Annotated in this window: 15 protein-coding genes; 5 read left to right on the top strand and 10 right to left on the bottom strand. The window is 56.4% G+C overall.

The genetic code is table 11. The features are described 5' to 3' along the window. Window positions 1-53 precede the first annotated feature (53 nt). A complete protein-coding gene (locus tag BLW03_RS16810) occupies window positions 54-851 on the bottom strand; it encodes an IclR family transcriptional regulator (protein ID WP_074655189.1) in 798 nt (265 codons plus the stop codon). Window positions 852-957: 106 nt separating this feature from the next. On the opposite strand from BLW03_RS16810, the gene BLW03_RS20695 reads away from it, so the two are divergent. Further along, window positions 958-1,110 carry a hypothetical protein gene (locus BLW03_RS20695; protein ID WP_170835061.1) on the top strand — a complete coding sequence of 51 codons (153 nt, stop codon included), beginning with the start codon at window positions 958-960 and terminating at the stop codon, window positions 1,108-1,110. A 282-nt stretch (window positions 1,111-1,392) separates the two neighbouring features. Here the strand turns inward: BLW03_RS20695 and BLW03_RS16815 are convergent, their stop codons facing one another. The 3 genes from BLW03_RS16815 to BLW03_RS16825 form a co-directional block, all read right to left on the bottom strand. Next, the gene (locus BLW03_RS16815) at window positions 1,393-2,181 is read right to left on the bottom strand and encodes an SDR family oxidoreductase (protein WP_074655190.1); all 789 of its coding nucleotides are present in this window, start codon (window positions 2,179-2,181) and stop codon (window positions 1,393-1,395) included. A 97-nt stretch (window positions 2,182-2,278) separates the two neighbouring features. Further along, window positions 2,279-2,845, bottom strand: coding sequence for a TetR/AcrR family transcriptional regulator (locus BLW03_RS16820; protein WP_074655191.1), 567 nt, complete (start codon window positions 2,843-2,845; stop codon window positions 2,279-2,281). Window positions 2,846-3,207: 362 nt separating this feature from the next. Continuing rightward, on the bottom strand, window positions 3,208-4,089 hold the full coding sequence (locus BLW03_RS16825) for a LysR family transcriptional regulator (protein WP_074655192.1): 882 nt from the start codon (window positions 4,087-4,089) through the stop codon (window positions 3,208-3,210). A gap of 71 nt (window positions 4,090-4,160) precedes the next feature. On the opposite strand from BLW03_RS16825, the gene BLW03_RS16830 reads away from it, so the two are divergent. Genes BLW03_RS16830 through BLW03_RS16845 form a run of 4 tightly spaced genes read left to right on the top strand, consistent with a single transcriptional unit; the run spans window position 4,161 to window position 8,239 of the window. Then, window positions 4,161-5,180 (top strand): sugar phosphate isomerase/epimerase family protein, encoded by a 1,020-nt coding sequence (locus BLW03_RS16830; protein WP_083350593.1) that lies wholly within the window; start codon window positions 4,161-4,163, stop codon window positions 5,178-5,180. A 13-nt stretch (window positions 5,181-5,193) separates the two neighbouring features. Further along, window positions 5,194-6,051, top strand: coding sequence for a shikimate dehydrogenase (locus tag BLW03_RS16835; protein ID WP_074655194.1), 858 nt, complete (start codon window positions 5,194-5,196; stop codon window positions 6,049-6,051). Window positions 6,052-6,097: 46 nt separating this feature from the next. Beyond that, window positions 6,098-6,691 carry a UbiX family flavin prenyltransferase gene (locus BLW03_RS16840; protein ID WP_074655195.1) on the top strand — a complete coding sequence of 198 codons (594 nt, stop codon included), beginning with the start codon at window positions 6,098-6,100 and terminating at the stop codon, window positions 6,689-6,691. A 33-nt stretch (window positions 6,692-6,724) separates the two neighbouring features. Further along, window positions 6,725-8,239: a UbiD family decarboxylase gene (locus BLW03_RS16845; RefSeq protein ID WP_074655196.1), complete on the top strand. Its 1,515-nt coding sequence runs from the start codon at window positions 6,725-6,727 to the stop codon at window positions 8,237-8,239. A gap of 20 nt (window positions 8,240-8,259) precedes the next feature. Here the strand turns inward: BLW03_RS16845 and BLW03_RS16850 are convergent, their stop codons facing one another. The 6 genes from BLW03_RS16850 to BLW03_RS16875 all read right to left on the bottom strand — a co-directional run bounded on the left by BLW03_RS16850 (window position 8,260) and on the right by BLW03_RS16875 (window position 12,366). After that, window positions 8,260-9,051: a shikimate dehydrogenase family protein gene (locus BLW03_RS16850; RefSeq protein WP_074655197.1), complete on the bottom strand. Its 792-nt coding sequence runs from the start codon at window positions 9,049-9,051 to the stop codon at window positions 8,260-8,262. A 73-nt stretch (window positions 9,052-9,124) separates the two neighbouring features. Next, window positions 9,125-9,448, bottom strand: a complete 324-nt coding sequence (locus BLW03_RS16855; protein WP_083350594.1) for a (R)-mandelonitrile lyase — start codon at window positions 9,446-9,448, stop codon at window positions 9,125-9,127. Window positions 9,449-9,547: 99 nt separating this feature from the next. Continuing rightward, on the bottom strand, window positions 9,548-10,528 hold the full coding sequence (locus tag BLW03_RS16860) for an aldo/keto reductase (protein ID WP_074655198.1): 981 nt from the start codon (window positions 10,526-10,528) through the stop codon (window positions 9,548-9,550). Between the two features lie 49 nt (window positions 10,529-10,577). After that, on the bottom strand, window positions 10,578-10,949 hold the full coding sequence (locus BLW03_RS16865; RefSeq protein WP_074655199.1) for a DUF2255 family protein: 372 nt from the start codon (window positions 10,947-10,949) through the stop codon (window positions 10,578-10,580). Window positions 10,950-10,972: 23 nt separating this feature from the next. Beyond that, the gene (locus BLW03_RS16870; RefSeq protein ID WP_083350595.1) at window positions 10,973-11,464 is read right to left on the bottom strand and encodes a (R)-mandelonitrile lyase; all 492 of its coding nucleotides are present in this window, start codon (window positions 11,462-11,464) and stop codon (window positions 10,973-10,975) included. 26 nt (window positions 11,465-11,490) lie between these two features. Continuing rightward, window positions 11,491-12,366, bottom strand: a complete 876-nt coding sequence (locus BLW03_RS16875; protein WP_083350596.1) for a carboxymuconolactone decarboxylase family protein — start codon at window positions 12,364-12,366, stop codon at window positions 11,491-11,493. Window positions 12,367-12,372: the final 6 nt, after the last annotated feature.

A 12,372-nucleotide genomic window follows, 5' to 3' on the forward strand; every position in this document is an offset into this window, starting at 1 on the left:
CGGGCGACGTCCTGCCATCTGTTTCCGTGACAGCTTCGGATCATCGCCGTTCCTTAATGCGGCGCGCCGATAGCTTTGGAAATCTCGCGGCTTGTCTCCCGCAGCATGAGCTCCGCCTCGCGAAGGGGAATGCTTGCACCGAGCCGGTGGATGAAGGGGATGGTTAGCGCAGCGACGGCTCGACTCGACTCACCCATCAAAGGGCAGGAGATATTGATCACGCCCTGCACCTGATAGCTCTTCCGCGTCTCGTACCCGCGGCGCTCGATCTTTCTCAAGTGGCTGCCCAGGTCTGCAGGCACCCTGCGACCTGTCTCTTTCTGCCAGTCGGCAAGCGCTTTCTCTCTTGCTTCCGAGGGCAGGTGTGCAAGGATCACTTGTCCCGACGCTGCCTCCATCAGGTCTACCCTCGATCCAGCCTTCACGTACAGGCCCACGGACGCCCGCGCATTCGTTTGAGCCAGAATCACGACGTGCCCGGCTTCCAGGACGCCAAGATGACATGACTGCTCGAGCTTTTCAGACAGAACATGCATGCGAGGCAGCGCTTCCGAGAGGAGTCGTTCGGTTGGGGGATGCTCCTGTACAAGCTGGAATAGGCGCAGGGAAAGAACGTAGCGATCCTGTTGCGTCTCAATGATGTATCCCCTGCGCTGTAGGCAGACGAGCATACGAAAGATCTCAGAGACTGTCCGTTGCAGCGCTCTCGCGACCTCACTCTTGGTCAGTCCATTGCGATCTCTTGCTAACAACTCCAGGATGTCCAAACCTTTTTCGAGCGCTGGTGTGGCATACACCACGGTCTGGTCCGAACTTCCAGAATGGATTTCTTGCGAAGACTTGCGTGCCATGGACAGAAGTATCGCAGAGGATCGAATCGCCTGCTACAAGAGATGGGTCCGCAGGATTATTGATTGGGCAACCGAAGCGCGCTTCTGCACAGTGCGCTTTTGAAGTTTGAGAACTTGGCTAAGCGAACTCCATACTGACGAGCAAATCGCTTTCCGCGGCCTGAAGGTGCGGCTTGATGTGACGTACCCGGTGGCCGTTTTCGGCAAAGGCGTGACGCATATCCAGGTTGGCGACTCTGTCTTCGGCGTTGCGGATTAGATGAATCACTCGACAGGTTAGGCCGCGGAGTATGCCATTCTGAAGTCTTTCTCCGTGTCCCTAAAGGGTTAGGCGTCATTCGGAGTGAGCCAGCATTGGAAACGTGCGTTGGCCGCTTCTCGACAGTTGAGTGCATGGGTGCTGCTATTTCGGACGTTGTCGTCTAAGAAGGTCAGAACAATTCTCCCGGGACCTGCATGATTTCACACGCAAGATGGCTGGCTAGGCCGCCCTGCGTATGTTGCCACGATCCGCGGAGACCACTGACGCCCAGCGCACTTCTTATTGTGATAGCAAAGCTTCTGTTTCACTTGCCGCGATCATCCGCTGAGCCTCAGCCTTCATAAAGACCGCACGAGGGGCAAGGCGCCCTATCAGACGTGCCAAGCGGCTCAAGCCCGGAAGTATCTCTTCGTGATCTCGTTCCAGCCCGCGTATAGACGCTTTGGCGAATTCGTTAACATCCATGGCAGAAGACGAATTCAGTTCCTCCTGCCCCTTATTGAAGTTGGTCTTCACCGCAGGCGGCGCAAGCTCGATTACCTTGACCGACGAGTTTTTCAACTGCACGCGAAGAGATTGCGTGTACGAGTGCACGGCTGCCTTCGTTGCGCAGTAGATCGGCTTAACCGCCAGTGGAACGAACGCAAGCCCCGAACTGACGTTCACGATCATCGCTGTCTGCTGACTCTTTAGCTGGGGTAGAAATTGCTGAATCATCTGAATGGAACCGGTCAGGTTTGTTCGAATCTCTTTGTCCAGATCTTCCAGTCGTACCGTCGTGTCGTTCAAGTTACGCTTCAAACCAATTCCTGCGTTATTGATGAGGATATTTACGCTCGGAAACGCACGCGTGACCTCCGAATAGAGCCGCCTGATTGCCGCGGGATCACCCACGTCGCTTACATAGGTATGGACACCGGGCAACGATTGACGAACCATCGCTAGCTTCTCTTCGGTTCTTCCGGTAACAAGGACCGTGTTTCCGCGCTCAAGCAACTGCGCGGCGAGCGCGTAACCGATGCCGCTGGTGCCGCCTGTGATCAGGATCGTGTTATTAGACATTTTCATAGAAACTCCTTAAGTACATGCTTTCGATCATGCGTCTACTGACTTCAGTTGTGCCTTATAGAATTCTGTCTAGACAGTCATCTACCGACCAAAATAATTAGGAGACCATCCTCCACAAGGCCTCTACCCCGTTATTGCAATGAGCCTTTGCATGGCCAGGATCCTGGATCATCTGATCCATGGTTGCGTCCGCCACCGAGTTCATAAGTGCAACAACAAATCCCATCGGTACCTTGCGCATGGAGCCGGCACTGCGTACACGCTGCAGCAACTCACCAATCGCAGCCATCGTTGTGTGTCCAGTTGCCCGCGTCTCCGGCGTTATCTCATCGGATACAGAGAGTTGAGCTAATGCTTTCCGTTTCTCGGGAAAGCGAAGCGCCCATTCACCCCAGTTGCGCCAGATGTGGAAGAACTGCGCTCGAAGCTCCGCATCCTTTGGGAAATCCCTCATGGCAACTGACGCCATCTCCTGTTTCAACTCAAGGTAGAGCTCGTTGAAGAGCTCCGATTTCGTTTCAAAATAGGTAAAAAGTGAACCGTTCGCGATGCCAGCTTCCCTCGCGATGCCCATTGTGGGCGCCCTCAGTCCTTCAGTCACGATGACCCGAATTGCCGCCCCCAGAATTCGATTCCGTTTGTCGTCGCTGCGAGGTCTTGGCATAACAGAATTATCTGCCAATACTGTCTAGACAGTCAACTACAGCCAGGCATACATTCCGCTGTACCTCTCATGAAAGCGTGACCGCTGATGCATTGGCTGATGCAGATTGTTACCGGAAGTTGGCTTGTTGTCAGTATCCGCGACTGACGAGCGAGGTATCCGCCGCGGGCGCGCGGCCCCGGCACTGAGGAGCTGTTCCGATCATCCCTCGATCTACGCATGGAAAAAGGATGCGATCGCTTCTCGCTTTACGAAACACTTTATCGCGCGAGATGACGTTTGGGGCATTCGCTAGGGCGTCAGCCGCCCTCACCAAATGTGATCGCTCCACCGGAAGCTCGGATGCCGCTGCCTTGGCGTTCTCAGGATGCTATCTCAGTGAGAATGTCGGTGACGTTCCGGACCAGACGGGACCGTTCCGAACGCCGATGAACAGCGTGGATCGAGAGTTGCTGCGGTTCGCCTTTGAGGGATTTCATCACAACTCCGGTTGGGCGAATGGTCCTGAAATTTGCTGGCATAATGGCACACCCACCGCCCGCTCCTATTAGCGGGAGGGCTGTTTGCAGCATCCGGACTTGCTGAGTACGTTGCGGCTGGAATCCGGCTTTCTTGCACATGGAAAGCGCGAGTTCACGGAAGTCGTCGTGCTCAAGCTTCTCCGGGATGATGAAGATCTCTTTTGCGAAGGCGCGTAAGCTGACTGTCTCATCCTGAGCTCGCGGATCTCTGGAACTGAAGGCAAGTACCATTTCGTTGTTCTCGACCGCCTGGCCGATGAGTGCTGAATCCGCGGGTCGAACGTGCATCAATCCGACGTCGATCTCTTCTCGAAGCAGAGCCACCGTTTGTTGCGAAGCATCTGCTTCCTGCAAGTTCACCTCAATTTCCGGATAGGCCTTTCTCACCTTCCGAAGCAACAGAGGTATGAGTGTGAGCGCTGCCGTACTGATGAATCCGATATTGACGGTACCGGTATTTCCAGCCTCCACACCTTGCAACTCGAGTGCGCCTGCAGAGAGTGCCTCGACTGCTTCTCGCGCTCGCGGCAGGAAGGTTTTTCCCGCCTGCGACAACGCGACCTGATGACTGTTTCGCCAAAACAGGGCTGATCCGAGCTCCTCTTCAAGCTGACGAATCTGTTGGCTCAATGCGGGCTGCGCCAGGTGAAGGCGTGTTGCGGTTCTTCCAAAGTGCAATTCCTCTGAAAGCGCGATGAAAGCGCGAACATGTCGAAGTTCCATCGACGGCCTCCTTGACGATTGTATTAGCTTATCGCAGGCATCACGAGATACGCATATCATGCATCGCCACGATGTCATCTTACGAAGGGATGGCTCCTGATGAAGCCATAGCGGATCGAAGAGATTTGACGAAATTCGGACGGATGATGGCGATGGATCGTCGGCGTTTTATGAGTGGGCTCGGTATCGCTGCGGCCTCTGGATCGTTCGCGCCGGCAGATGTCCTGGCAATGAAAGGAAAACAAGAAATGGAAACGCTCCCAGCACTTCATATCAGCGAGATAACGACGAAACCCTGGTCCCTCAAACAGGATGTCGGGGCGTATCAAGCCGCGGGTTTAGGAATCGAGCTCTGGGAATCCAAGTTCAGCGACGACGACTTTGAGCGAGAGATTGACTGGCTCGTGCAGACCGGGATCTCTGTGAGTTCGTTGCAGCCCAAGGTATTGACCGTGTTTCCTTCCATGTCCGTTGCAGAGCCAAAAGACCCTACCGAGCGGATAAAACTGATGTGCCGCGCGATCGATCGTTTCAAGGTGGTCCTGAAAGGGAAGTCGATCCCGACCAATACTGGTGCCGACTTCACCGGAAATGAAGATGCGGTGTGGCGCGGATCTGTCGAGGCGTATAAGCGCATCGCAGATTATGCTGCGGAGCGCGATGTTAAGGTTGCGTTCGAACCGCTTGGTGCTTCGTTAATGAATCGAAGCACAACAGTCAGCAACATCGAGGTTGCTCTCGAACTCCTGCACGAAGTGAACCATCCCAATCTTGGTATCTGCGCCGACGCTTACAACCTGTGGGAGAGCAGCGCCCTCGACCAGGTATCTCTCTGCGGAGACAAGCTTTTTCTTGTCCACATCGCTGACTGGAAGCGGCCCCGAAACTTTCATGATCGTCACGTCCCGGGCGAAGGTGTGATTCCCCTCGCGGGTTTTCTGCAACGTGTTGAGGCGTTGAGGTACCAAGGCCCACTTGTCGTTGAACTCTTTTCGGAAGGAGTGCCTGACTCACTCTGGAAGGAAGAACTTACTGCTGTCGTCGCGCGCTGCAAGAGCGGCGTAGCCAAAGCAATGAACAGCGCAAGCTGAGGAGGCTTGAACCATGCAGTCAAACAAAGCAATGGCAGGACTGATCGGGTACGGAATTCAAGGCTCTTCTTCACCTCAGATCCACGAGGAAGAGGCGGCCGCTCTGGGCTTCGACCTTGTCTACCGCATTATCGATTTCGAGCAGCCTAAGCGTGAGGCGTCATTCCTGCCTGCTCTTCTTCAATCTGCCGAATCGATCGGCTTCGCGGGCCTCAACGTAACGCACCCATACAAGGAAGATGCGTATAAGCAGGTCGATACCCTGTCGAAGGAAGCGGAAGAGATCGGATCCATCAATACGATCGTCTTCCGTGATGGAAAGCGTTACGGGGACAACACGGATTGGTCCGGATTTTCTGAGAATCTTCGGTCTACGCTGCCGGATGTTGACCTAAGCACGGTTGCGCTAATCGGTACAGGAGGAGCAGGGCTTGCCGTCGCATATGGCCTGCTGAAGCTTGGTACCAAAGATCTTCGACTATTCGATACCGACCACGTACGAGCCAGCAAGCTACAGCAGCATCTGGCGAAGAACTTTTCTGACCGGAAGATCGCGGTGAGCAAATCACCGGCTGAGGCTCTCGACGAAGTGAACGGTTTGGTGAACGCCACACCAGTTGGAATGGAGGGGCATGACGGTATGCCAGTGGAAGAAAACCTTCTTCAGTCCACCATGTGGGTCGCAGATATCGTTTGGTTCCCGCTGGAAACGCAGCTACTAAAGACCGCTCGTGAACTAGGCTGCAAGGTATGCGGCGGCGGCGGAATGGCGGTGCGGCAGGCAGCCTTGAGCTTTAAGCAGTTCTTCCAGACTGAGCCTGATGTGGATCGTATGTTGAAGCGCTTTGTGGAAGCTACGAAGAAAGCCTAACGCGGTCTACACAAAAACAGAGCGTCCGCTTGGGAGGAAATAAAGTATGAGGCCCATCATTGTTGGGATTTCGGGCGCAACCGGGATCGCGTATGGCGTTCGGGCGCTTTCGTTGCTCCGTGATCTTGGAGTGGAGACACACCTGGTGATCTCAAGCGGCGCAAAGATGACCGTGCACGAGACCGGCGTAACCGTAGCCGAGGTCGAGTCGCTCGCGACGCATGTCCATCATCACGAAAACCTTGGTGCAACACTGTCGAGTGGGTCGTTTCGAACGGCAGGCATGATGGTCATGCCGTGCTCGATGCGCAGCCTGGCGGCGATCGCGCATGCTGCACCCTACAACCTGCTGACTCGCGCGGCGGACGTGACGCTGAAGGAGCGGCGCAGGCTTGTCCTGCTGACACGCGAGGCCCCGTTGAATCAGGCGCATTTGCAAAACATGCTCCTCGCGACGCAGATGGGAGCTGTCATCTACCCTCCGGTGCCGGCACTCTACAGCCGCCCTCAAAGCATCGAGGAGATGATCGACTACACGGTCATGCGGGTCTTCGACCTCTTTGATATTGAAGCTCCAGTGGACCTGCCTCGCTGGGCAGGCATGGCCTCCCTCAGCACAGCAGCGATCGCCCGCCCATAACCCGAGTGCGCAACAACAGAAGGAGCCGGCAGCATGACTGAGAAACAGAATCTATCTCCCGAAGAACAGGAAAGCCCCATCAACGATCTGCGCTCAGCACTGGATCGTCTTCGCAAGTATCCGGGACAGTTGATCGAGACGGATCACATCGTCGACCCGCAGGGCGAACTGGCTGGTGTTTACAAACGCATTGGTGCAGCCGGAACCGTGGTTCGGCCAACGCAGACCGGGCCGGCGATGATCTTCAACAATGTCAAAGATTATCCGGGATCGAGCGTGCTTGTAGGCCTTCTGGCAAGCCGTGAGAGAACAGGCATCCTTCTCGATGCACCTAAAGAGAAACTCACCGAGAAGCTGTTCGACGCGATCAATCACGGCATCGATCCCGTTCAGGCTGGGCCCGAGGACGCCAAGTGTCAGGAACTTGTGTACCGGGCTACCGACCCGGACTTTGATCTGCGCAGGATCCTCCCGGCTCCTACCAATACCGATCATGATGCGGGACCGTACTTCTGCATGGGTCTAGTTCTTGCGAGCGATCCCGAACTCGGGACGAACGTGACGATCCACCGCCTCTGCGTCCAGGGCAAGGACAAGATGACGATCTTCTTCGCGCCCGGTCGGATCATCGATATTTTCCGTCAACGTCAGGAAGCCAATGGCAAGGAACTGGAAGTAACGATCAACATGGGCCTTGATCCAGCGATCTACATCGGCGCTGAATTCGAAATGCCGACCGTGCCGGTGGGATACAACGAACTTCGGATGGCGGGCGGTCTCCGCCAAGAGCCTGTGAAGCTGGTGAAAGGTGTGACGGTGCAGGCCGATGCGATTGCCTACGCAGAGATCATCATTGAAGGAAAGATTCTTCCCAATGTCCGAGAAGCGGAGGATCAGAACACGCACACAGGGTTCGCCATGCCAGAGTTCCCGGGATACAACGGGGTCGCGGCTGAGTCGCTTCCGGTGATCCAAGTCACGGCCATTACGACGCGCAGGAACCCGATTCTCCAGACTCTTGTAGGTCCCGGCGAAGAGCACGTTTCGCTCGCTGGCCTGCCGACCGAGGGCAGCATCTATGACATCTGTCACAAGGCGATGCCCGGATTCGTGACCGGCGTGTACTGCCATCCTGCTGGTGGAGGAAAGTTTCTTGGCATACTTCGTTGCAGGAAGACTTCGGCTTATGACGATGGCCGCGCGCGTCAGGCTGCGCTACTGGCCTTCGGAACTTACTCCGAGATGAAGAACATTATTCTCATTGATGAAGACGTCGACATGTTCGAGACCGACGATGTGCTGTGGGCAATGACCACACGCATGCAAGGCAGTAAGGACATCCTTGTTGTCCCCGGCGTAAGCTGCCATGTCCTGGATCCATCGCAGACTCCTGAGTACGATCCGACGCTACCCGCGAAGGGGGTCACCTCAAAGACAATCTACGACGCGACCAAGCCGTTCCACATGCGGGACAAGTTTGAACGCGCACAGTTTCGTGATGTGGATCCGCGGCCCTTCGCTCCGGAGTTGAACCTTCGTTATCCATGAGCGATCGCCCCTGCGGGAATTCATCGCCTGCCCAGAAGAAAGTCAAGCATCAGATCCAATCCCGCATCGACCATCCCGGAGCCGTCGGCTGTCTTACAGCCGACGGCTTGAGCGGCTTTCAAGAGCGGCGTTTGTCCATGTCCCGCGACCACATCTCCAACAAACATAGACGCGGTGAGTAGCTTACTCGAAACAGGCAATGGGTCTTCCGCATGCATTCCCATCGGCGTCGTATTGATGACCAGGTCGAAGCCTGTGGGATCAGGCCGGCCGGAGGCCAGATGACCGCGACGGGCCAACAGCCGCACTAATCCCTCAGCCTTCTCGGTATCGACATCATGAAGGATCAACTCTCGAGTCCCCGCATCCAGCAACGCAGCCGCGATGGCGCTACCGGCCGCTCCTGCTCCAATCTGGAGAACTCGTGCACCCTCGATCTTTGCCCCAGCCTTTTTTTGAGCCTCGACGAACGCCAGGCCATCAAGCATGTCACCATGCCACGAACCGTCATCGTTACGCCGAACAATGCTGACCACGCCCAACAACTTTGAAGTCTCAGAGAACGTCGCGCAGTGTTGAAACATAGTGCCCTTGTGCGGCATGGTCACGAGTAGCCCCCGCACATTGGAAACGGGGGCCAGTCCGCGCAGCAGGTCGCCGAGTGTCCCCTCCGGGACGAGCATGGGCACGCAGGCGCCATTGTGATGGCGCTCCGCAAACTTCGCGGTAAGGCGCTGAGGTGACTTCACAAAGCCGATGGGATCGCCAAGAATTGGGTACAAATGTGTTTCGCCACTCAGTGATTCGAACACGCTAGAACCTCCTACCCTTCAGCTACCGAATCGACACCACTTGCGGTAGCTCTTGATCGTGATCGTGACCGCGTCACTTCGTGTACTGTTCGTCTGTGACGGGTTCAAGCCAGTCGACTGCCTTGCCGTCGAGCACTTCCGTGATGGCGATGTGCGTCATGCCAACTTGAGCGGAGGCACCGTGCCAATGCTTCTCGCCGACCTCAAAAAAGACAACATCCCCAGGCCTTACCTGCTCGATCGAGCCACCTTCACGCTGAACGAATCCGAGTCCCTGCGTGATGATGATCGTTTGACCTGCAGGGTGTGTGTGCCAGCGGGTACGTGCGCCCGGTTCGAAGGTGACGACGCCGCCGTTCGAGTTACGGCCGCCATCCGCGGGGAAGAGTGAGTCCACGCGAACATTGCCGGTAAACCAGTCTGCGGGCCGACCATAGAGGGTGTAGTGCCTACTCGTGTGATTTTCATGATGTCCTTTCGAACAGGTTCATTGTGATTACCAGGCGTACGCCTGGGGAGCTTCTCCGCCCGGGCCGGGCCAGATCTCATCGAGGCGCTTGAGCGTGTCTTCGGAGAGCTTGACGTCCAGCGCGTGAAGTCCCTCGGTTAGCTGCTCTTTCGTTCGTGGTCCCATGATGGGAGCGGTCACCGCAGGATTATGCAGCAACCAGGCCATCGCCACATCCGAAGGCTTCTCTCCAAGCTCTCTGCAGAGGTTTTCGTACGCCTCCAACTGTGGGCGCAGCTTCTCGATTTCTTTGCTCTTCGATGAGAGCCGGCCTTCCTTAGCCTTCTGCAGTGCGCCGCCGAGCAAGCCGCTTCCGAGAGGGCTCCATGGGAAAAGACCGAGCCCGTAGTGTTTGCAGGCAGGGATCACTTCCAGCTCGATCGTGCGAGCCGTCAGGTTGTAAAGGCTCTGCTCCGACGCGAGTCCCATGAAGTGCCGGGCCTTTGCTTCGCCCTGAGCCGTCGCAATGTCCCAACCCGCAAAGTTGCTGCTGCCGACATAGAGCACCTTGCCTTGCTGCACCAGCAGTTCCATTGCCTGCCAGATCTCTTCCCACGGTGTGCGGCGATCGATGTGGTGCATCTGGTACAGGTCGATATGATCTGTCTGCAGACGGCGAAGGCTGTCTTCACAGGCCCTCCGGATATGGTACGCAGAGAGCTTGCGATCATTCGGCCCAAAGTCCATCGGTTGATACACCTTGGTGGCAAGAACGATATGCTCCCGTCGTCCACCCTGGGCGAGCCACCGTCCGATGATCTCCTCGGACACGCCATAGCCTTTCTCGATGTCAGGCTTCTGTGGACCGCCGTAGACATCCGCTGTATCGAAGTGAATGATGCCCTGCTTTAGGGCCTCGTCCATGATCTCGAAGCTTGTCGCTTCATCGGTCACCATGCCGAAGTTCATTGTTCCAAGTCCGAGCCGGCTGACCTGTAAACCTGTTCTTCCTAGATACGCATACTGCATTGAATACTCCTTGGTTCCTGTAACGCGTTCACCTTGAGATTAGGAATCGCTAGGGTTTCGGCAGGATACGCACCGTAGCCGCACGAGCGCGATCACCGACCATCGGGTTCAAGTATTTGCTGGACGCGTACTTCGAGCGATACGCAGCGTCGATCTGATCGTTGATCTCACCATCTACCAGCTCGAACGTGACATCGTTGGTCTTGCCTGCCGCGGTGATCTGTCCAGCCTTTTGTTTCTCTGCCGCTTGATACCAGCGTGACGATGTGCCGTTATAGGCCCGCACATACAACTCGCCATCGACCACCACAGACCAAATCCATGTAAGCGTGCCAGTTGTTACGCCGTCCTCGCGGAACGGAGCGACATGCAGGTCATCTGTCGGCCGCGATCTCGTGAAGTCGTTCTCTCTTCCAAGCACTCATCATGAACCTCCTAAGAGCACTACTTGCTCCCGCTGTATTGCTTATCCGTTACTTGCTCCAGCCAATCCACCGCGTTGCCATCCAGGTTGTCCTGAATTGCGATGTGCGACATCGAGGCGTCAGGAGCAGCGCCATGCCAGTGCTTCACATGGGCTGGGATCGTGACGACATCGCCAGCACGTACAACCTGGATTGGACCTCCCTCCATCTGGACACGCCCGGTTCCAGCCGTGATGATGAGAACCTGACCAAAGGGATGCGTGTGCCATGCGCTTCGGGCCCCAAGGGAGAAGGTCACGATCCCGGCAGAGACACGCGAAGGTGCACTCGCAGGGAACAACTGCTCGACCTTCGCGGTGCCGGTAAAGAACTTTGGTGAGCCATCGACCACTGGCCGCACGCCGGCATGGCTAATGGCAAGACTCTTTGAAGCGTCAGGCGGCGCCGGACTCTGAGCAAATCCTGTGACGAACACGAGCGGTGCGAGCGTCACGAGAAGAAGTTTTTTCATGGAGTCCTTTCTGGATTCGCGCTCGGCTATTTCTGACGCTTTTCGAAGACGTCCTTCACCACAGCCAGCGCGGAAAAGGCGCATGGCCATCCTGCGTAGAACGCAATGTGTGTCAGCACTTCCGAGGCCTGCTCCTGCGTCAAACCGTTGTCCATTGCGCGACCAAGGTGATACGTAATCTGCGCCGTTTGACCATTTGCGATGAGTGCGCTGACAGTCACCAGGCTGCGATCACGCGGCGCAAGAGCAGGTCGAAGCCACAAGTCCCGGAAGAGCAGATCCGTTGTGTTCTGCACAAGACCAGGCGAGGTCGCACCGAAGTTATTCCCAACCTGCGTTGCGCGCTGCTTCTCTGCTTCCTCGTTGAGGGGCAGCATCTTGCCCTGCGCTGGTGGAAGCTGATCGAAACCGATGCCGCGGGCATGGAAGATGTCCTTTGCGATCGCGACTGCCGACATCGCATTCGGCCAACCCCCATAGAAGGCCAGGTGCGTGATGATCTCGGAAAGCTCTGCAGGCTTCACACCGTTATCAAGCGCGAGCGTGAAGTGGTGCGGCATCTCGATGGACTGGATACGAGCGATCAGGGTCGCCACCGTGACGACGCTGCGGTCACGCAGTGAAAGCTCGGGGCGCTTCCACAAGCCATTCAGCAGTGGGCCTTCCGTGTAATGAGCCAGTGCCGGCGATACAGCCTGCACATCGCTGATCGTCAGGGCACCGGGCAGTGCGACGTGCTTCTTATCGTTGGACATGCCATTCTCCAGGGTCCAGATGGGTTCGACCTGCCACAGCGAAACAACGCTCGCTGCCAGCCCAGTCTTGATGAGGGAGCGCCTTCCAACATCCGTCGGCGCTCCAACTGTTTCTGCTGCCACATCACGAAATGTGATCGGACGCATACGCAA

It is taken from the genome of Terriglobus roseus (assembly GCF_900105625.1).
GTDB classification, from domain to species: domain Bacteria; phylum Acidobacteriota; class Terriglobia; order Terriglobales; family Acidobacteriaceae; genus Terriglobus; species Terriglobus roseus_B.